Below are 20,085 nucleotides of genomic sequence, written 5' to 3'. Positions count from 1 at the left end.
CCACGCTCCGCCTCAGCCGCCGTCGGCGGGTCCCGGCGGTAGCTGGGTCAGCACGGCGGTGACCAGCGCGGCGATCCCGGTGGGCAGGGTCTGCGCCAGCTGCGGGGCGAACCTCGGCGAGTGGTTGGCCGGCAGCGCCGGTGCGTCCGGACCCTGGGCCGCGGCCCACTGTCGTGGGCCGACCGAGCCGAGCATCCAGTACGCGGTGGCCACACCTCCGGCCGCGAGGTACGGGAAGTCCTCGGTGGCCAGCGACGGCGGCCAGGTCGCCACCCGAGCCGCCCCCAGCAACTCCTCGTGGGCGGCCCGGACGGCGCTGGTGAGCGCCGGGTCGGGGGTGAGGACCGGGGACTGCGCCAGGATCCGGAACTCGGGTGGCTCGACACATCCGGAGGCGTCGCACTCCGCACGGACCACCCGTTCCAGGGCGGTGCACATCCGGGCCAGCGACGCCGGGTGCAGTGCCCGCAGGGTGATGCCGAGCCGGGCGGTGTCCGGCAGGACGTTGCCGCGCTCGCCGGCCCGTACCGAGCCGACGGAGACCACCGCCTGCTCACCGGGGACGGTCTGCTGGGCCACGATCGCCTGGCACCGGAGGATCACGGCGGCGGCGACGACGATCGGGTCGACGGCCAGGTACGGCGTCGCGGCGTGTCCGCCCCGACCGTGGATGACCACCTCGACGGTCCGGCTGGCGGCCAGCACGGCACCGGTGCCGTGGGCGACCATCCCCGCCGGCAGCGGTGCGGTGTGCTGGGCGAACGCCGCGTCGGGCAGCCCGAAGCGCTGGTAGAGCCCGTCGTCGAGCATGGCACGGGCGCCGTCGAGGGTCTCCTCGGCGGGCTGGCCGACCACCAGCAGGGTCCCCCGCCACCGGTCCCGCGACCCGGCCAGCAGCCGGGCGGCACCGGCCACCGCCGCCAGGTGCAGGTCGTGGCCACAGGCGTGCATGACCGGCACCGTACGCCCGTCGGGATCGACGCCGGTGGCAGTGCTCGCGTACGGCAGCCCGGTCTGCTCGGCCACCGGGAGGGCGTCGAGTTCGGCCCGCAGCAGCACCGTCGGTCCCGCCCCGTTCGCCAGTACGCCGACCACCCCGTGCCCGCCGACGTCGCGGACCACCGGTAGCCCGTCGCGCGCCAGCCAGCCGGCCAGCAGACCCGCCGTGCGTCGCTCGGCGCCGGAGAGTTCCGGGTGGGCGTGCAGGTCGAGGTAGAGCGCGGCGGCCTCGGTGGTGACCGTACCCGGGTTGGCGAGAATCCGGGCGGCCCGACCGGCCGCCGGCAGGTTCGCGATCACGTCGACCACCCGGTCGCCGAGGAGGCAGCCGACCATCGCCACCCGCCGGCGCGGCCGGTTTCCCGGCCCGGGTGCCGCCGCGACGGCCGCCGCCGGTGGTCGCTGACATCGGCGGTGAGCGGATTGACAGCCGGACGACGGTCGCCCGGTGAGCGCGGTCGGATGGGATGACAGTGGCGGTACGGTCCGACCCCGCCGGCCCGGAGCATCCAGGAGGAGCCATGTCCATCAACGCCGACCAGGCCACCCCGAGCGACCTCGCGTCCCTCGCCGAGGAACTGCTCGAACTCGAATCGGAGACCTTCTCCATCTCGGACTACGCGGACGCGTCCGAGGCGATCCTGGCCTCGTGCTCGTCCTCCGGCACGACCAGCACGTGCAGCAGCACCACCTCGACCACCAGTTGCAGCGCCTGACCCGTCGAACCCACCGGGGCGGTCGTCGCGGCCACGGCCGTACGGTCGCCCCGGTCGCGTCGGTGTGACCCGCCGGCCGGGCCGGATCCGGGCGGTGGCGGTCACGGGAACGGGTGCGGTACGCGGCGCAGCTCCGCCTCGGTCAGGTCGGTCGACCGCCAGCCCGCCCGCCGGTACGCGGTACGCAGCCGGGGCATCCGCAGCGCCCGTTGCCGGGACCAGCCGAAATCGATCGGGAGCAGACCCGGCACGATCGCGCAGACGCTGTGCAGACCCAGCCGTTCCTGCTCCGGTGTGGTCTGGTCCACGATGATCACGTCGAAACCGGCCCGTACCAGCTCCCGCCGGCAGTGGTCCAGGTCGGCAAGCAGGTCGGTCCGGCCGGGAACCGCACCGGGCCGATCGTCCGGGTAGAGGTCGCGCATCGTCGCCACCTCCGCCCGGTCGAGGTACGACGCGGCGTGCTCCCGCATCCGGGGCAGTCCGAACAGTCCGGAGTGGTCGGCCAGTTGCCGCACCAGGTGGTAGTCGTCGACCATCGCCTCCAGCTCGGCCCGGCGTCGGCGGACCTGCCGGGGCATGTGCGGGATGTAGGTCAGCACCTCGGCGAGCGCCGCCTCGACCGCCGTCTCCGGATCGAGGCTGGCCCCGGCGGCGAAGGACAGCGCGCCCGGACCGTCGTCCCGACGGGTGGCCAGCCCGGTGACGACCGGCACCGCCAGGTCGACCCGGTTGTCGTAGGCGCGTACGTCGTAGCCGTGCAAGCGGGCCCGGTCGACCATCGCCCGGATCCGTGGACTGCGGCACGACCCGAGGTCGATCTCGGTGAGCCGGGCGCCGCCGTACCAGCCGAGCAGGAACGCGTCCCGTTCGATCAGTTCGAGCAGGCCGTGCAGCACCGCCTCCTCCAGGCACCCGCCGATGGCGCAGCCGCTGGAGGTGGAGAAGACAAAGCCGTCGTCGGGCGTACCGCTGCTGTAGTGGCACAGCCGCCGGGGGACCAGGATCGGGCGGTCGTCGCGCAGCGAGTGGCCCCACACCCAGGGCATGACCCGGTCGGGTGAGAACGGGGTGGCCAGCGGGTCGGTCCGGTACGTCTCCGCCGGGTAGAAACCGACGTCGGCCGGATTCAGCGCCACCTCACCGAGCCGGCGGTAGGAGTCGAGAACCGGTGTGCCGGCGCGGCGGCGATGGGTGCCGGCGTACCGCTCCAGCCCCTCCAGCAGCGCCAACGTGTGGCTGGACGCAAAACTGTTGCCCTGCCCGCTCCACGAGACGTCGACCAGTCCGGCGTAGCCCCGGACGAAGGCGCTGCCGGTGACCGGCGCGGTCGTCGGCGAGGTGAGGTTGACCAGGGTGCCGGCGCCGAGCACCCCGCAGACCGGGTTGACCAGTGCCGTGGTCGGCAGCGCCAGGTCCTCCAGCGCGGTGACCCGGTACGTCCGGTGGTCCGGCTTGGCCCGGCTCACCAACCGGGGCGGGGCCGGTTCGTCGCGGTCGCCCGGCCCGCCGCAGCTCGGGCAGAGCGGCTCGGCGAGCAGCGGATAGGTGGTCACCCGCAGCGTGGCGAGGTCCAGTCGGGACACCCGGGGCAGGGCCGCGTCCGGCACCGGCACCGACGTGGGTCGACCCGGATCGGGTACGGCGGCCGGGCCGGTCACGGCGATCAGGTACAGCGCCCAGACGGCGTCCACCTGGTAGTCGGTCAGCACCGGCCAGTGCACCCCGCCCCGGGAAGGTTCGGACCCGATCTCCAGCGCGCTTCGGGGCGGACCCGACCCGATCTCCAGCGCGTCGCGTTCGGACCGGGTACGCAGCCGCTGCCAGCGCACCCCGAGGCAGTGGCCGCAGCCGACCGGCGCCCCCGGTGCGCCACCCCGGGGTCCGACCAGCACCGTACGGGAGGTCAGGTGCACGTTCGCGTCCCGCCGTACCGGGTCGGCCCGGTCCAGCACGGTCGCGGCGCCGAGCGGCACCACGACCGGTGGGAGCGGCCGGGTGGTGGCCGGGAACGCGGCCCGGTCGTACCGCTGGAGCAGCGACCGGCGCAGCTCGCGGACGGCCCCGGCGAGCGGTCCGGTCCGCTCGCCGGTTTCCGGGTCGGCACTCTCGGCCACCGTGGTCACGACTGGTTGCTCCACCGGAAGGTGCGGGCGCCGATCACCCCGAAGACGACGGTGAAGCCGATCAGCGCCGCACAGGCGATGCCGTAGTCGGTCATGTCGCCCCGACCGGCGATGGCGACCGCGATGCCGTCGTTGACGTAGCGCAACGGCAACGCCTCGGAGAGACCCTGGAGCCAGCCGGGCATCATGTCGAGCGGGAAGAACGACCCGGAGATGAAGGCCATCGGTACGACTATGCAGTTGGCGACCGCCGCCACCGCCTCCGGTGTGTTGGTCCGGGAGCCGACGATCAGACCGAGGGCCAGGAACGCGGTCACGCCGAGGACCAGGATCGGCAGGGCCAGCGGCCACCGTCCGGACAGGTTGAGGCCGAAGATCGGCAGCAGCGCCACGCCGATGAACAGCACCGCCTGGAGTACGCCGACCACCTGGGCCACCACGTAGCGGGAGGCGATCACCGACCAGAGCGGGGCCGGGGTCATCCGGATCAGCCGGAGGATGTCGTCGCTGCGCCACTGCATCAGGGTGAACGCGATCCCGAACAGGGCGGCGTTGGCGACGCCCCAGGAGAGTACGCCGGGTGCTATGTAGTCGATGTAGTTCCAGCCGGTGTCGTCGACCTCGCGGCCCTGGAAGATCAGGCCGAAGACGAGCAGGAAGACCAGTGGGAAGGCGAAGGTGAAGAAGACCGTGGTGGCGTCCCGAACCGACGCCTTGTACGCGGCCGTGGTCAGTGCTCCGTACGCGCTCACTGCGCCGCCTCCGGTTCGGTCAGTTCCAGGTAGATGTCCTCCAGCGTGACCATCCGGGTCTGCACCTCGTCCAGTCCCACCGTCGTGCCGAGCGCCGCGAGCACCCGGCCCGGTGTGCGGGTCTCCACCACGAGTTCGTTGCCGTCGACGGCGACGGTCTCCGCCCCGTCGAGCCCCTTCGCCTGTTCCAGGCTGATCCGGCCGGCGGGGACCGACACCCGGGTCGGCAGCGCGGAGCCGCCGATCAGTTCGCGGGGGCTGCCCAGGGCCCGGACCGCGCCGGACACCAGGATCGCCACCCGGTCGCAGAGCGCCTCGGCCTCGTCCAGGTGGTGCGTGGTGTAGACGATCGTCTTCCCGGCGGCCTTCAGGTCGCGCAGGACCCGCCACAGGTCCCGGCGGGCCTTCGGGTCGAGCGAGGCGGTCGGTTCGTCCAGGAAGAGGATCTCCGGGTCGTGCACCAGCGCCGAGGCGATGGCCAACCGCTGCCGCTGCCCGCCGGAGATGTCGTTCACCCGGGTCCGGGCGGCGGCGGTCAGCCCGACCATGTCGAGCGTACGGTCGACCGCGTCCCTGGCGACCCCGTACAGCGCGGCGACGGTTTCCAGGTGCTCGCGGGCGGTGAGCCGGACGAAGAAGGCGGAACTCTGGGTCTGCACCCCGATCCGGGGCAACAGCGCCGTGTTGCGCGGCGTCGGCGGGATGCCGAGCACCGACACCCGGCCCGAGGTCGGTTCGCGCAGACCCTCGATGATCTCGATCAACGTGGTCTTGCCGGCGCCGTTCGGCCCGATCAGGCCGAAGAACTCCCCACGGTGGACCGTCAGGGAGACCCCGGCGAGTGCCTCCAGGGTTCCGTATCTCTTACGGATGTCGGTCAGCGTGATCGCCGGATCCGGCTCGCCATCCGTCTGGTCGGTTGAGTTCATCAATCCCTGCCTTTCTGGGGGGTGGCACGTTCGGTGGCGTCGGGCGCGCGCGGCGCGCGGCGCGGTCGGGCCAGCCAGCCGGTCACGGTCATCGCCACCACCGCGAAGGTGACCACGACCGCGGTGGCGCCGAGCCGGTCGGCGGCCACCGCCCGACCGAGCAGCACCGTCGCGGTGCCGGCCGTCACCGCCAGGATCAGCGCGATCAGGCCGTAGGCGGCGTAACGCAGCCGGGCGGTGCTCGGGTAGGCGCCGATGCCGGTGCCCCGGCCGACGAGGCCGCGTACCGCCAGCCACAGGAACTGTCGGGTGCCGGTGGCCAGGTGCGTGACGCCGAGCGCGTGGCTGACGATCTTGTAGCCGTCCAGCGGCGGCAGGGGGATGAGGTTGACCAGTGACTGCGCGCTGCCGACCAGCACGATGCCGGCCAGCGCCGGGCGGGCCGGCGCGGTCGGCGCGAGGACCAGCCAGGTCAGGGCGAAGGGCACCATCAGTACGCCGTTGGCGAGCCCGCCCGCGCCGGCGATCGTGATCTGCGCCCCCGGCGAGCGCAGGTAGGGGTAGCCGTCGACCCGGCAGCGCAGCGTCACCACGCTGATCGCGGTGACGGCGCAGCCGAAGTGTCGGGCCGCGACGCCGTGCGCCAGTTCGTGCAGTGCGGCGCTGGTCCAGGTCAGCAGCCCCAGCGCGATCAGCCACAGTGGGTGCTCCCAGAACCAGCCCAACCCGGCCACCGCCCGGTCGAGGTTGGCCAGCAGGACAACCTGGGTGGCGACGGTGAGCCCGAGCAGTGACAGCACGACCGGGCGGGCCAGCGCCCACCTGATCCGCCGGTAGCTCCACTCGATCAGCGGCACCGACGCCCGGTCCGACGGCGCCACCGAGCCGGACCCAGCCGGGGTGCGGCCCGCGGCGGCGCTGCTCGGGTCGATGCCTGGGTCGGCGGTGCTCTGGTCGGCGGTGCCAGGGTCGAGCAGGCCGCGTGCGTACAGCAGGCCGAGCAACTGCTGCCAGTGTGCCTCGGCCAGGCGTCGGCCGAACTCGCGCGCGTACTCGTCGCCGATCTCGGCGAGGCTGCGCCGGCCGTCCAGCCGGGCGACGAGGAAGTGCTCCCGAGGCGCCAGCTCGAACGCCCGACCGCTGAGCAGGTCCTTGACCAGGTGGATTTCCGCCGGCCCGCGCAACAGCCGCCGGCTCAACCGGACCTCGGAGTGCAGCCGGGGCCGCTTGGACAGCAACGTCCCGGCGGTCACGACGCACCCACCGGCCCGACGACCTCGTCCAGCGCCCGACCGAGCATGTACGCGAGGTACGCCTCGTCCCGGATCGTGACGTGGAACCGGTTGTTCGTCATGTGCAGGTACGGCGAGAGCAGCGTCTGCGCCGCCGCGTGCGGGTCCGTCACGTGCGCCGACCCGGCCCCGTCCCACGAGTCGAGTCGCAGACCGCCGTGTACGGCCAGGTCGTGTACCCGCGACCGCAGTTCGAGGCAGTGTTCGGCCCAGCCGCGCAGGAAACCGGGCAGCCGCTGGAGCTGTCCACTGTCGAGCGCGTCGAGGGTGTTCGCGAACCGTTGTCGCAGTGCTGGCGCCATGGACTCGTACATCCGCTGGTATTCGCTGGTCCCGATGAAGTTGGTACCGGCGAACGCCCGATGCCAGAACGCATAGTACCGGTTCAGGTACGCCACGAGTTCGGCCCGGTCGGGCAGGAAACAGCCGGCCGTCACCATCATCAGTTGGGCCGCCACCCCGAACAGGATCGGCCGCAGGTGCAGGTTCATCGTCCGGATCGAGCCGATGACCAGGTCGCTCGACCGCTGGAAGTGCCACTCCGCCAGCGCCACACCGGCCGGGCCGCCGTACTTGCCGTACTCGGGTTCGTAGGGGCGGAAGCTGTATGAGTTGTTCGGTTGCAGTCGCATCTGCCCGTCCGGGCCGAGCAGCTCGGCCGGTGCCCCGTCCCGGAACTCCAACTCGAACAGCCGGTTGTACAGCTCGCCGAGGAACCCGTGCCCCATCGCGTACAGCGCCGGTCGCCGGCGCAGGAACGCGTCGATCGCCGCCGCCGCGCGGGCCCGTACCTCGTCGGTCGCGTCCGGGGTGGACGGACGCAGCCGCAGCCGCACGTGCGGGCCTTCGAGCCAGTAGTTGATGAAGAAGTGGCCGGCGAGCAGCCCGTCGGCGGTCAGCTCCTCCACCAGTGGACCCACGCAGTCGACCAGTAGCGGCTGCGGGTTCGCGGCGTAGAACACGTGCACGGCCTGCCACGGCCCCGCCGGGGCGGGGTCGCCGGCACCGGTCGGGACGCTCATCCGATCCTCCGTTGCGTCTGTACGGCCAGCTCCGCGACGTGCGTGCCGAGGTCCGAGTGGACGTGGAGCTGGTCCTCGGCCGGCAGCATCTCGCGCAGGACCAGCCGCGCCTGCCGGGTCTTGACCAGTCCTTCGAGCGCCACCAGCGAGAGCACGCTGTCGAAGTCGAGATACTGCGGTTTCGCCGGCCGGCCGGTGGCGCCGCCGGGCTGGTGGACGGTGACGAAGACCTGCCGGGGCAGGGCGTGCGTCAGCCGCCACCGCCGCCAGCCGAGGAACCACTCGTGCTCCGGCGTCCCCGGCACCCGGATCGGCAGCTCCGCCGCGTACGCGTGCCAGCTGCGTCGGCTCAGCACGACGTGGCCGTACCGGACCCGGGGGCGGGTGGTGACCCCGGCGTGTGCCTCGCCGGCCGGCACCCCGGCCCACACGTCGAGGTGCCCGGTCGAGGCCGGCGACAGCAGCAGCAGCGTACGGGCGATCTCCGGCAGCGCCACCGGGATCAGGTAGCCGAAGTAGAGCGGGATCACCTCCCGCCCCAGTCGTCGGGAACGCAGCACCAGCCGGTCGGCGCCGACATCGTGGGTGACGGTGAGGTCGCCGAGCGGGAGCTGCCGCTCCGGCGGCGCGCAACTGGTCTCCCCGGGGTTGACGATCTCGTGGTCGACCAGCCGGCCGTGCAGGTTGAGGTTGGTGCTGGCGGCCCCGCCGGTCACCTCGGCCAGCACCGCACCCTCGGGCGCGACCAGTCGGGCGTGCCGGCGCAGCCGGTCGGCGAGGTCCGGCCCGAAGCAGTGGGTGAAGCGGCTGAACGGGAACGACAGGCCACCGTAGGACTGGTTCAGCACCACCAGCGGGTCCGGCTCGCGCGCCACCAGCTGGACGAAGTGGCTCTGTGCGACGAACGGTCCGCGCAGCGGCTCCAACCGGGCCGCCACCTCGGCCACGACCCGGTCGTCCAGGTGCAGGTCCGCGCCGGGCGGGTGACCGGCGTGCAGCGTACGCAGGTGTCCGGCGAACAGTTGCCGGGCGTCGTCCAGGGCGGTGATGCCGGGCAGCCCGAGCCAGTTCTCCTCGGGCAGGTACGCGCCGTGCTCGTCGTACGGCCGCCGGTCGGCGGTGTACGAGACGTACTGGCGGTAGAGGTCCTCGTGGAAGTCCTCGACCAGCTTGAGTACGTCGTCGCACCGGCCGCCGACGCCGAACCGGGCCACGAAGAAGCCCTTGAGGGTGAGCCGGTGGGCCAGGATCGGGTCGAACGCCGGCAGGATCCGCTCCACCGCCGCCAGGCCGGGGCCGATCAGCCGCTCCCACCGGTCCAGGTCCAGCCGCGCCGGGCCGCCGTCGACCGCGACATCCTCGTACAGCAGCGCCTGCGGGATCGGGGCGGCCGGCGCGCCGAGGTCGCGGGCGATCTCCCCCAGGTCGGCGCGCAGGTCGGCGAGGAGCCGGCGGCGGGTTTCGACGTCCGCGGCGGGGTAGCGGTCCAGGTAGCGGACCAGCCCGTCCAGCCGCCCGGCCAACCCGGTCGCCCAGGGCCGGTCGACATCGCGCAGCGCGTCCCGCAGCGCCCGCAGCGGATCCGGGGTGTGTACGTCGGTCCGCAGGCACCGCACCTGCAACATGCCGAGGTCGAGCAGGGCGGACAGGTAGCGTTCGCACTCCTGTGGCGCGGCGCCCTGCTCGTCGGCCAACCACCGCAGCAGGTCCCCGCAGCGCAGCGCCGGCCGCTCGGCGAACAGGCCGATCAGCCGGTCCAGCAGACCACTGCGGCGCAGGAAGAACAGCCGGTCGCGGATCGAGTCGAAGCTGACCGGGGCGTCGTCGTCGCCGGTGGTCACCCAGTGGCGCACGTACCGGATCCGGTCGTCGTCGTGGCGCCAGCCGGCGGTGAGTTCGACCGGGAGATCGGCCCGCCGGCCGGGATCCGCCATGACCAGCTCGACCAGCCGGCCGAGCACCACCACGTTCAGCCGGACCCGACTCGTCCACGCCCCCGGCAGGTCGATCCGGTCACCCTCGGCGGTTGTCGTCGGTCCGGCGGTTGTCGTCGATTCGACGGGTGTCGTCGGTTCGGTGGTGAACCGGCCCAGGCCGACCGCGGTGAAGGTGCTGAACGGGCTGGTCTTGCAGGCGGTGCGGTAGAGGTAGGACAGCACCGAACGCTCCAGCCGGCGGGCCCGTTTGTCCCGGGCGCCGTCGCCGGCCGGTAGCTCCCGTAGCTGCCCGGCCAGCACCGGCGAGGCGACCAGCAGGCCCAGTCGCAGCCGGGGTTCGTCGACCAGCAGGCGCAGCTCGTCCCGGTTGCGGGCGAGTTCGTCGGCGAGCACCGCCGCACCGGCGTCCCGCAACTCGGCCAGCTCCCGCCGGTCCCGCAGCCACCCGGACAGCCGGGACGCCACCGGGTCGTCGGCCGACCCGACCAGCTCGACCGCACCCGCCGGGTCGGCCGGCAGTACGTTCTGGAACACCTGCCGGCGCAGGGTCAGCAGCCGACGCCGGGACAGCTCGTCCTCGTTCGCCTTGACCAGCCCGTGCAACGCCTCGCTCAGCTCCGCGCCTCGGGCGGCGAGCCGGTGCTCCCGGCGTAGCACCTCGTCGGCCCACTCGCTGGTGGTGGGGGAGCGCAGCCGACGTACGGCGGTGACCGGGAGTCCGGCCACCCGCAGCACGAACAGCGGGCCGAGGGTCGGGTCGTGCGTCGCGCTCACCACGATGCTCCCTCCGGGGACTCAGACAAGCTCGTAGCGGAAGTCGGCCGGATCCGGCCGCTCGTGACCGACCAACATGATCAGCAGCGGGTACTCGCCGGAGTCGGCCAGCTCCAGCTCCTCGACATAGGAGATGTTGTCGAAGCCGAGGGCGACCCCGCAGCCGAGACCGGCCGCCGAGGCGGCGGTGTAGCAGTTCTGCGCCACCGCCCCGATCGTCGCGTTGACCAGGTGGTAGCCACGGTCACCGACCGCCCCGAGTACCGCCGCCGTGCGTACGGTCGGGACCAGCACCGCCGCCGCCTGCTCCAGGTTGTAGTTGGCCAGGAAGTAGTTGCGCTGGAGGAACCCGCCGGGTGGGCCCGGCCGGACCAGCCGCAACGCGTTCGACACCGGCTCGTACTCGTACGCTCCGGGCGGCACGTTCCGGACGTGGTTGACGAAGGCGTACACCTTGGTCAACGGTGGCAGGTGCGGGCCCGCCGCGTCGGTGTCGAACCGGGCCCCGGCGCTCGCCGCGAGCAACGCGGCCAACTGCTCCGCCTCGATCGGGGTGCGCGCCTCGAACCGGCCGAAGCTGCTGCGGCGGCGGCGCAACGCGGTCCGCACGTCGACGGTGAGCGGTCGCGGCTCGGGCAGGGCAAGGCGTGGACCGGGTACGGCGGCAACCGCGGCGGCGGTACGCAACGCGTCCGGGGCGGGCCGCCGCGCAGCGTACCCGATGGTGGCCCGGCGCATCCGGCGCGGCGCGTCGAAGGTCAGCACCCGCCGCGACCGTTCCCGGTCCCGGTGCCGGACCGCCGGAGCCGGCCGGTCGGGCGCCGACGCCCGGGTGTCGTCCCCGGTCGGCGGGGCGGCGGTGGTCGACCAGGGCAGCGGCACCACCGCGAAGATTCCCTCGTCCTCGGCCGACACCCCGAGCAGCCGGTTGAGCGGCTCCTCGTCGAACCAGAGCACCGGATCCACCCGCAAACCCTGGGCCTGCGCCCAGATCCGCCAGGTCTGCACCACCGTGCCGACGTCCATGGTCACCGCGTGGTAGGAGAAGCTGTTGTACTTGAAGGCGTTCTGCCACATTTTTACGCCGAGCAGGAGGAACTGGTCGGTCCCGGTGGCCGCCGGCAGGTCGCCGAGGGCGGCGCGGACCACGCCGGTGACGTCCCCGGTCAGCAGCGGCGCGAGGGCGTGACGCGGGGTCGAATAGTGGTAGACGCCGGGCGTCAGCGGCCCGCTCGGCCCACAGACCCAGTAGACGGCGCACGGGTACAGCCCACCGCCGGACGCGGTGCCCCGGAACCAGTTGGCATGCGGGTACGACGGCAGCGCGGCCAGGTCGGTGTTGGCCTGCACACCGAGCCGGCGGCCGATGGTGGCGCACGAGTCGAGCAGCATGCCGCCGAGCGTCGGCAGGGTGAACCCGCGCCCCGGCCGGTCTGTTGGCGGGTGCAGCCCGTTCTGCACGCTGGCGGTCGCGGGAACGTCGCCGGTCGGCAGCGGCAGCAGGTCGACACCGGGGAAGAACCTGCCCTTGCGGGGCGCGTCGCCCCAGTCGGGCGTGAAGTCGACCGGTTCCATCGGCACCCGGCCCCGCCACATCACCGCGTCGGCGTACTCCTGGGCGTAGCCCACGCTGGCTCCTTTCTCTCCTCCGCCGCGCGCGCCCGGCACTCCGGCACTGCTCACGGCTCACTGCTCACGGGAACGGGTGTGGGGCGGTGTGGATCTCGTCCGGGCGCAGGTCACGGTCGCGTCGACCGGCGACCCGCAGGGCCGTACGCGTCCGGGGCAGCAGCGGTGCCCGTTGCCGCTGCCAGCCGAAGTCGATCGGCACCAGACCCGGCACGATCACCTTGACCGTGTGCAGGCCGAGGTCACGCTGCTCCGGCAGGGTCTGGTCGACCACGATCACGTCGAACCCCGCCGAGGTCACCCCGGCGACGCAGCGGTGCAGGTCGTCGAGCAGGTCGGCCGACGGCGGCGCGACCCCGGCGAACCGGTCCCGCAGCGGTTCCGGCGGCCGGTCCGGCACCGGATCGAGCAGGAACGACGCGTGCCGCGCCATCGGCGGTAGTCCGTAGAGCAGCGGATGGTCGTGCAACCCGCGTACGAGGTCGAAGTCGTCCAGCATCGGGCGCAGCCGGGCCTCGTCGGCGCCGGCCCGTACCCGCAGCTTCACCGCGTCGGTGGCGATCTCGCACAGCGCCGCGGCCAGCGCCGCCTCCGGGTCGAGGCTCGCCCCGCCGCCGAAGCAGAGCGTGCCGAGGCCACCGTCGCGACGTACCGCCACCCCGGTCACGACCGGGATCGGGAAGGTGATCCGGGCGTCGAAGAACCGGGCCTGGTAGCCGTACATGGCCAGCCGGTCGACCATCTGCCGGGTCTCCGGTCGGGAACTGCTCTGCGGTTCGATCTCGGGCAGCGGGGCCCGGCCGTACCAGGCGAGCAGGAAGGCGTCCCGTTCGACCACCTCCATCAGCCCGAAGTAGACCGCCTCCTCCAGGCTGCCGCCCGACGCGCACCCGTTCGAGGTCTCCTGCACGAACCGGGCCTGCACCGGCGGCGTGTGGTAGTACGCCAGCACCTCCGGCACCAGGATCGGACGCTCGTCGCGCAGCGAGTACCCCCAGACCCAACTCACCTCCGTGTCCGGGGTGAACCTGGTCAGGTACGGATTCGCCCGGTAGAACTCCTCCGAGTACAGGCCACAGGTACGGGCGTCCAGCGCCTCGTCCCCGAGGGCCCGCAGCGGCGCGACCAGGGTGGCGGTCTTGCCCCGGGCCCGCAGCCCGGCGGCCCGCTCCAGCCCCTCCAGCACCGCCACCCTGGCGCTGGTGGCATAGCTGTCCGTGTGCCCGCCGTAGAGGGTCTCCCGCAGGTAGGGCCCGGAGCGCAGGGTGAAGGCGCCGATCACGGCGGCGGTGGAGGTCGAGGAGAGGTCGTGGATCGCCGAGGCGCTCAGCGCGCCGCAGACCGGGTTGACGAACGCCTCCACGTCGAGCGGGTACGCCTCGATTCCGCGTACCCGGAACGAGCCGGGGTCCGGTTTCGGGGCTGCCGCCAATCGCAGCACCGCCCGGTCCCGGCTGTCGGTGGTACGTCGGCCGCAGCGCGGGCACTCCGGGTCCGGCACCAGCGGCAACCGGCGTACCCGCAGTGTGGCCAGGTCCACGTGCTGCACGCCGGCCGGCCGCGCGGCGTCGCCGTGTCGGCCGTACCGAAGCTCGGCCTGGATCAGCGCGGCCAGCAGGTCGGCGGTGAACGGCGTCAGGTACGGGGAGACGCCGACCGCACGGGTCCCGCCACCGAGTTCCAGCGCGTCGCGCAGCGTCGCCGGCCGGACCGACTGCCAGCGCCGGGCCAGGCAACCCGGGCAACCGGCCCGACCGGGTACGGCGTCCGGCGCCGGTCCGAGCACGGCGTGCTGCCCGTAGAGGAACACCGGAAACGCCTGCCCACTCCCGACCCGGTCAACCGGACTCGGTCCACCCACCGGTCCGTCGCCCACCAGTTCGTCGCGGACGCCGAGGGTGTGCACCTCGATCGCCGGCCCGGCGGTCGGCTGCGGGGCGGGCTCCCCGGCCGCAAGCGGGGCCAGGGCCTGCCGGATCAGCCGGGCGAGGGTGTCGCGGGTCGCCGCCGACCAGGGATCGTCGGCTTCGCGGCCGGTAGGCGCCGTGACGGGTGGCCCGGGGCGGGGCAGGCTCGGCGCGCTCACCCGTCCACCCGCCGTGCGAGCAGCACCCGGGCCGTGACGAGGCCGCCGATCCGCAGGTCGGCCGGGGTGGTCGGGACGACGAGCGCATCGTGACCGGACTCCCGTACCGACGCGGCGAGGTCCGGCCAGCCGTGGCGGGCGTCCGGCCGGGCGGCGACGACCCCGTCCACCACCAGCGTGCCGGCGTCGAAGTCGGTCAGCAGGGGATCGCCGTCGTCGACCGGTTGCCCGGCCGGCAACTGCCGGCGCAACTGCGCCACGCCCAACAGGTCGCGTACCGCGTCGACCGCCGCGCGGGACCAGGACGCGTGGGCTGAGGCGCGCCACTCGGTGAGCCCGGTGGACTGCTCGACGTACCGGGCCAGCAGCACCTGCGTACCGGCCGGACCGGTGGGGGTGAGGTCGAGCAGTTCCAGTTCGACGCCGAGGTTGACCGCGGACTTGACCAGGAACTCCAGCTCCGGATCTCCGACCGCCGTCTCCGGTGCGACCTGCCGTGGCCGGGTCAGCCCCCGGATCGACCGCTGCACGGCGAGATGGCACAGCGCCGAACGCAGGCCGCGCCAGACCGCCGCCGCGAGCGTCCCACCGGCCCCGTCGCCCGCCGGACCGGCCAGGAACAGCCGATCCCGGTTGTCCGGGCCGAGCGGCCGGACCGCGCCGGCCGGGACCTGCCACCGCTCGCCGGTGAGTAGGGAGGTGGCCGGACACCAGCGCGCCGAGTCGTCGGCACCGGCACCGGCTCCGGATCCGCTGATGATGCTCAGCGTTGCCGGATCCACCGTCGGCAGCCCCGGCAGCGGCCGGCCGTCCGCCCGGTACGCGGCCCGCGCCGCGTACGTCTGGGCCGCTGTGTGCAGCGCGCGGCGACGCGCCCCGGCGACATGGTGGACGTCGAACGCCGCGATCCGGCGTCGTCGGGCGTGACCCAGGGAAACCTCGATCGTGCTCACCTTGAGCGGGGTCTGGGTCCAGGCGTCGTCGTCGAACCGGGTGAACACGCCGGCGTGCCGGCCGACCAGCACCATCCGCTCGTCGAGTTCGGCGAGGATCGTCTCGGCCTCCGCCTGTGGGTCGGCCGGCTCGACGTCGGGTGTACCGGTCACCACGGCGACGAGGTCCGCCTCGGCCAGACCGGTCGGCGCCGGCGTGGTCAGGTCGGGCAGAGCCGACTCGTCCCGGTCCGGCGCGCAGAGTGCGCAGGCCGGGTGCGGGAGCAGATCCTCGCTGAGCACGTCCAGCGACTCCAGGTTCTGGATGATCACCTTGCCCTCGGTCTCCGCCGGCAGCGCGCCGGTGGTGATCCGGAAGATCTCGTAGCCGAGCAGGTTGCCCAGCATCGCCGCGACCGGTCCGACCGGCGGGTGGTCGGGGGCCGGCGCGATCACCGGCAGGCCGGCGCCGCTCCACAGGTCGGCCGCCGCGCCCGGATCGCCGTTGCCGCCGAGCCGCAGGGCGGCGCAGACCCAGCAGCCCCGGCTGCCGGCGGTGCTCATCGGCCCGGCGACGGCCCGGTCACCGAACGTCCACAGGGGCAGCAGGGTCCGACCGGCCGGGATCCCCGGTTCGAGCAGGCGCAGCGTCTGCCCGGGGGCGCCCTCGCCGTCGATCACCACCACCATCTCGTACGCGGCCAGCTCCGCCCAGGTGAGCGCGGTGGCACCCGGACCCAGCAGGAGAACCTCGGCCGGCGAGCCGTCCCCGGTCAGCTCCCGTGCCTCGGCGACGATGTCGTCGAACCCGGGCACCGCTCGGTCCGCCGCCGGAAGGGTCCCGACCCGCGCGACGCCGTTGCGGACCAGACTGCGTACGCAGGACCGGGCGACCGGCCCCGAGCCGAGCACGGCGACCGGGGTGTCCCGGAAGCGGCGGAAGCGGGCGACCGGCTCGTCCCGGTAGTGATCGAGGTAGGCGAGCTGGGCGGCGAACCGGCGCGCCACCCCGGCCGGCAGGTCCGCATCGGCGTTGGTTTCCAGCGGTACGTCCCGAGCCAGGTCCCGGGCGTAGAGCGCGGTCACCAGCTCGACCACCATCTCCCGCTGGCTCGGCGGAAGCGGGGCACAGATGTCGGCGACCCGGTGCCGCCCGTCGAGGTACGGCACCAGCAGGGAAGCGAACCGGTAGGCCGACGCCGAGTTGAGAGCGAAGCCGCCCTCGGCGTTGTGGAACAGCACCCCGTCCGGGGTCCTGGTGAAGAGCAGGTCCCGCCGGATTCGCGGCCTGCTCCGGGCGATTCGGTCGTACGTCGCGGACAAGGGGCACACCTCTCTCAGGACACCGGGCGGGCGGCACTGCGGGCAAAGATCCGGAGCAGTTCGTGCATCGTGTAGTGGCCGGAGCCCTCCTCCAGCAGGTTCGCGTCGACGAGCCGGTCGAGCAGCTGTTCGGCGGCGGCCGGAGTGGTGCCGAGCACCGCCGCCCCCGACTCGGTGCCGAAGACCGGCGGGGCGGTGCTGCCGACCCGGACGAAGGCGTCCACGAGCGGGGGGTCGAGCTGGTCGAGCCAGCCCCGGAGCCGGTGTACGACCGACATCTGGGGATCGTCGGGCAGGGCCAGCCGGTCGATTCGGTCCTGCGCCAGCCAGGCGACGGCGTCCTCGATCCGCATCCGGGGGCGGGTGAGCAACCGCGCCCCGGCGATGCGCAGGGAGAGCGGGAAGTGGCCGCAGGCGTCGGCGAGTGCCCGCAGCGCCGTCGGTTCCGCACCGGCGCGTGCGGTGCCGAGCAGCGCGCACAGCAGTTCGTCGGACTCGTCCGGGTCGAGCACGTCCAACCGGTGCACCCGGGCGCCGTGCCGCGCCACCAGACCGGCGAGGCTCATCCGGCTGGTGATGATCACCGCTCGTTCCGGATCCCACTCCAGCAGGGGGCCGGGTATCTGCTCCGGCCCGCCCACGTCGTCGAGTACGACCAGGGCACGTCGCGTCCGGTTCGGGCGTACCCGGTCGAGCACCGCGCGTAGGTCCGCGGCGATCTCGTCGGCGGACCGGGGCGTGCCGTCCGGCCCGGTCGCGCGGACCAGGCCCGGCACTCCCGCGCCGCGTTCCCCGGCGAGCCGGGCGACCTGTAGGGCCAGCGCGGTCTTGCCGATTCCGGCCGGCCCGGTCACCACTATCGGGCCGTGTCCGGGCCGGTCCGGGGCAAGCTGGTCGAGGATGGCCGCGCCGACCCCCGCGCGGCCGGCGAACTGCGGTACGAACGGGAGGTGCCCGGTGCCGGCGGAACCGTTCACGAAAGTGCGCGGCCGGTCGTCCCGGTACGGTCGGCCCAGTTCCTCGCCGCGCAGGATGGCGATCTCCAGTTGCCCGAGTGACCGGCCGGGATCCACCCCGAGTTCGGTACGCAGGTAATCCTTGATCCGGCGGATCTCGGCCAGCGCGTCCGCCTGTCGGCCGGTCCGGTAGAGGGCCTCGGCGAGCTGCTCGGAGATGCGTTCGTGGCCGGGGTAGGTGCGCGCCGCGTTCCACAGTCCGGGCAGTGCGGCACCGGCCTGCCCGAGCGCCATCCGCAGCTCGCTGGCCCGTTCGACGGCCCGGAGTCGTTCCTCGGTCAGCCGGGGCACCGCGTCGTGCCGCAACACCTCGGACGGTACGTTCACCAGGGGCGGGCCGTGCCACAGCGCGAGTGCGTGGTCGAGCAGTTGCAACCGTTCCTCGGGCTCGCCGGGATCGGCGGCCCGTTGGACCAGTTCACGGAAATGCACGAGGTCGAGCGTCCGGGCGTCGGCGACCATGCGATAGCCACCGGCCACGGTCTCGATGGCGGTATTCGCTATTCCGTATTTACCGAAGAGTTGACGGAGTCGTAGTACGCAGGTCTGTAGCGCGGCCCGTGCCCCGGCCGGCTGTTCGTCGTCCCACACCGCCTGTCGTAGCTTTTCGGTGTAGACGACATTGTTCGCGTTGAGTAGCAGGGTGGCCAGCAGAACGGTCGGTTTGGACGGTGGCAGAACGACCGAGTCGTATCCGTCCACAATCGTCAGAGGGCCGAGGATCTGAAATGCGTGTTGTCGGCCGGGCTGGCCCGGCAGCGCCGCGTCGACACTGCTCATGCCGTACCGGGCGTCGACCGAGCGGCCGGCGGATTCGATGGTATGACCCGGGCGGTATGGCGCGGTGCACGGGTGTCGGACGCTGAGTTCCGGTGCGTCATGGCATACCCCCTGCGACGACGTGACACCTATGGAACACCAGTCGTCTGGCGATCCGGGAGACCCGACTGCGCCCGGTTGCCAGCTGCGAGGCCCGGAGCCGGGGTCACATTACCGAAACCTGGATCTGGCGATCAATAGTTCGGGGCAAATATAGGTAGCCGAAAATCCGTACGGGTTCCCGGCGGCTGGCCCGGCCCGTACCGCGATCAGTCGAGGATGTACATCGCTGGCAAATCCCGCAAGCCGCACTTATACGATCGTTAAGCTCAGTCCCGTCAAATCGGCTGTCCGACGGTGACCCGATCGCCGCGTTCGAGCGGGCCTGCGCATGGGACTCGACCGGACACTCCGACCGCGCCGTGCCGCTCTACCGGTGGGCGCTCGACCACGGGCTGGCCGGCTACCGGCGGCGCCGGGCAGTGATCCAGATGTCCAGCTCGCTGCGGAACATCGGGCAGGTCGAAACCGCCGTAACAGTGCTGGAAGCCGAGCGTGACATCGCCCCGGCGACGTTGGACGAACAGACACGGGCCCTCGCCGACGCGATCAGCGCGACCCTGGCGCTGTGCCTGGTCGACAGCGGCCGTGAGCGGGAAGCGGTGTCGGTTGCGCTGGCCGCGTTGGCTCCGCACCTTCCCCGCTACCAGCGCTCGATGGGCAACTACGCACGGCTGCTGCTCGACCCCGCCGACAACCCACGGTAGGACGTCGTTGGTTCGGACGGTTCGGCGGTGGTCACGACGTGACCGGGCCGCTGCTCAGATCGCCGACCACGAGCATGAGCTGTAGTGGTAGCTCCTTGTCCTGATGGCCGACCTCGACGACGATCCCGCGATCGCCGAGCTTCCACAGGTCCACCTCGAAAAACCACTCGGAGAGGTAGCTGAACAGGGCGCTGCCCGGTTCACTGGGCGGCGGCTCCGAGTCGAAGTACGGCTGGAGGTCCTTCTGCTGCGCTGGCCCGTACCGGAGGCTGATCGCGTGGGCGAGCCGATCGCGTTCCGCCTGGAACTCGGCGTAGAGCGGCCCGATGGTCTCGTCTCGGGTCTCGTCGTCGTAGAAATCCTGGCTCACCCGCAGGTCGATGTGGTGGGGAGCGGGCTGCTCCGCCCGATCGGCGCCGGCAGGGAACGGCCTGGCGAGCAGTTCGTCGAGCAGGGCGAGCCATCTATCCACGGCAGCGAGCCTAGTGGATCGTGGCGTACGACGACGGCCCCCGTGACGCCGACCCGTGTTTCGGCAACGGGCATGACCCCGTACGGAGGTCTCCGCATTCAGCCGGCGTCAGTCCTCCACCGCGTCCAGAATGCGAATGTCGCGTTCGGCGCCGTCGCCGAGCTCCGTGAGCGCCTCCTGGTAGGCGGCGCTGCGGTATGCCGCGACCGCGGCGTCGGCGCTGTCGAAGCGGATGACGGTTGTGCGGAGACCAGCGGACCCCTCCAACACGTGCACCGGGTTGCCACGGGCGAGGAACACTCCGCCTGCCGCCCGGATCGCCGGGCCGGCCAACTCGACGTAGCGGGCAAGCCTGGCCTCGTCGTGGATGGCCGTGAACGTGTTGATCCAATAGGCGGTCATGGCCCTATGATGCCTCTTCCCCGCCGGGTCGGACGGGCGGGCCGAGGACCACGGAAATGCCGCGCCGCCGAATGCCGCGCCGATGCCCGTGC

The 20,085-nt window shown here is 72.8% G+C and carries 15 protein-coding genes; 2 read left to right on the top strand and 13 right to left on the bottom strand.

Annotated elements, in window-relative coordinates:
* Positions 1 to 12: 12 nt before the first annotated feature.
* Positions 13 to 1,335, bottom strand: coding sequence for an amidohydrolase (locus OG792_RS19510; RefSeq protein ID WP_329100887.1), 1,323 nt, complete (start codon positions 1,333 to 1,335; stop codon positions 13 to 15).
* 185 nt (positions 1,336 to 1,520) lie between these two features.
* Here OG792_RS19510 and OG792_RS19505 point away from each other — a divergent pair, with 185 nt between their 5' ends.
* Positions 1,521 to 1,715: a thiazolylpeptide-type bacteriocin gene (locus tag OG792_RS19505; protein ID WP_329100885.1), complete on the top strand. Its 195-nt coding sequence runs from the start codon at positions 1,521 to 1,523 to the stop codon at positions 1,713 to 1,715.
* A gap of 101 nt (positions 1,716 to 1,816) precedes the next feature.
* On the opposite strand, the gene OG792_RS19500 is transcribed toward OG792_RS19505, so the two are convergent.
* The 10 genes from OG792_RS19500 to OG792_RS19455 all read right to left on the bottom strand — a co-directional run bounded on the left by OG792_RS19500 (position 1,817) and on the right by OG792_RS19455 (position 18,313).
* The gene (locus OG792_RS19500; RefSeq protein ID WP_329100884.1) at positions 1,817 to 3,841 is read right to left on the bottom strand and encodes a TOMM precursor leader peptide-binding protein; all 2,025 of its coding nucleotides are present in this window, start codon (positions 3,839 to 3,841) and stop codon (positions 1,817 to 1,819) included.
* Entirely contained in the window at positions 3,838 to 4,593 is a 756-nt protein-coding gene (locus OG792_RS19495) for an ABC transporter permease (RefSeq protein WP_329100882.1), read from the bottom strand. The genes OG792_RS19500 and OG792_RS19495 overlap by 4 nt, the downstream gene beginning before the upstream one ends.
* A complete protein-coding gene (locus OG792_RS19490) occupies positions 4,590 to 5,522 on the bottom strand; it encodes an ABC transporter ATP-binding protein (RefSeq protein ID WP_329100880.1) in 933 nt (310 codons plus the stop codon). The genes OG792_RS19495 and OG792_RS19490 overlap by 4 nt, the downstream gene beginning before the upstream one ends.
* Positions 5,522 to 6,775: a metalloprotease gene (locus OG792_RS19485; RefSeq protein ID WP_329100879.1), complete on the bottom strand. Its 1,254-nt coding sequence runs from the start codon at positions 6,773 to 6,775 to the stop codon at positions 5,522 to 5,524. The genes OG792_RS19490 and OG792_RS19485 overlap by 1 nt, the downstream gene beginning before the upstream one ends.
* Positions 6,772 to 7,836 carry a lantibiotic dehydratase C-terminal domain-containing protein gene (locus OG792_RS19480; protein WP_329100877.1) on the bottom strand — a complete coding sequence of 355 codons (1,065 nt, stop codon included), beginning with the start codon at positions 7,834 to 7,836 and terminating at the stop codon, positions 6,772 to 6,774. The genes OG792_RS19485 and OG792_RS19480 overlap by 4 nt, the downstream gene beginning before the upstream one ends.
* On the bottom strand, positions 7,833 to 10,547 hold the full coding sequence (locus tag OG792_RS19475) for a lantibiotic dehydratase (RefSeq protein ID WP_329100874.1): 2,715 nt from the start codon (positions 10,545 to 10,547) through the stop codon (positions 7,833 to 7,835). The genes OG792_RS19480 and OG792_RS19475 overlap by 4 nt, the downstream gene beginning before the upstream one ends.
* A gap of 21 nt (positions 10,548 to 10,568) precedes the next feature.
* Complete coding sequence (locus tag OG792_RS19470) at positions 10,569 to 12,143, bottom strand: SagB family peptide dehydrogenase (protein ID WP_329111331.1); 1,575 nt, start codon at positions 12,141 to 12,143, stop codon at positions 10,569 to 10,571.
* A 97-nt stretch (positions 12,144 to 12,240) separates the two neighbouring features.
* Complete coding sequence (locus tag OG792_RS19465; protein ID WP_442932486.1) at positions 12,241 to 14,142, bottom strand: TOMM precursor leader peptide-binding protein; 1,902 nt, start codon at positions 14,140 to 14,142, stop codon at positions 12,241 to 12,243.
* Between the two features lie 116 nt (positions 14,143 to 14,258).
* Positions 14,259 to 16,517 (bottom strand): TOMM precursor leader peptide-binding protein, encoded by a 2,259-nt coding sequence (locus tag OG792_RS19460; protein ID WP_329100872.1) that lies wholly within the window; start codon positions 16,515 to 16,517, stop codon positions 14,259 to 14,261.
* Positions 16,518 to 16,531: 14 nt separating this feature from the next.
* Positions 16,532 to 18,313: a BTAD domain-containing putative transcriptional regulator gene (locus OG792_RS19455; protein WP_329100870.1), complete on the bottom strand. Its 1,782-nt coding sequence runs from the start codon at positions 18,311 to 18,313 to the stop codon at positions 16,532 to 16,534.
* Between the two features lie 461 nt (positions 18,314 to 18,774).
* Here OG792_RS19455 and OG792_RS34735 point away from each other — a divergent pair, with 461 nt between their 5' ends.
* Positions 18,775 to 19,119: a tetratricopeptide repeat protein gene (locus OG792_RS34735; protein ID WP_442932251.1), complete on the top strand. Its 345-nt coding sequence runs from the start codon at positions 18,775 to 18,777 to the stop codon at positions 19,117 to 19,119.
* A gap of 31 nt (positions 19,120 to 19,150) precedes the next feature.
* Here the strand turns inward: OG792_RS34735 and OG792_RS19445 are convergent, their stop codons facing one another.
* Together OG792_RS19445 and OG792_RS19440 are read right to left on the bottom strand one after the other, a co-directional pair.
* The gene (locus OG792_RS19445) at positions 19,151 to 19,591 is read right to left on the bottom strand and encodes a hypothetical protein (RefSeq protein ID WP_329100868.1); all 441 of its coding nucleotides are present in this window, start codon (positions 19,589 to 19,591) and stop codon (positions 19,151 to 19,153) included.
* Positions 19,592 to 19,699: 108 nt separating this feature from the next.
* Positions 19,700 to 19,993, bottom strand: a complete 294-nt coding sequence (locus OG792_RS19440; protein ID WP_329100865.1) for a DUF1330 domain-containing protein — start codon at positions 19,991 to 19,993, stop codon at positions 19,700 to 19,702.
* Positions 19,994 to 20,085 lie beyond the last annotated feature (92 nt).

The sequence above is a fragment of the Micromonospora sp. NBC_01699 genome (assembly GCF_036250065.1).
In the GTDB taxonomy this organism is placed as follows: Bacteria; Actinomycetota; Actinomycetes; order Mycobacteriales; family Micromonosporaceae; genus Micromonospora_G.
Note: the sequence above shows the minus strand (reverse complement) of the source record. Positions and strands in the feature narration are given on the sequence as shown.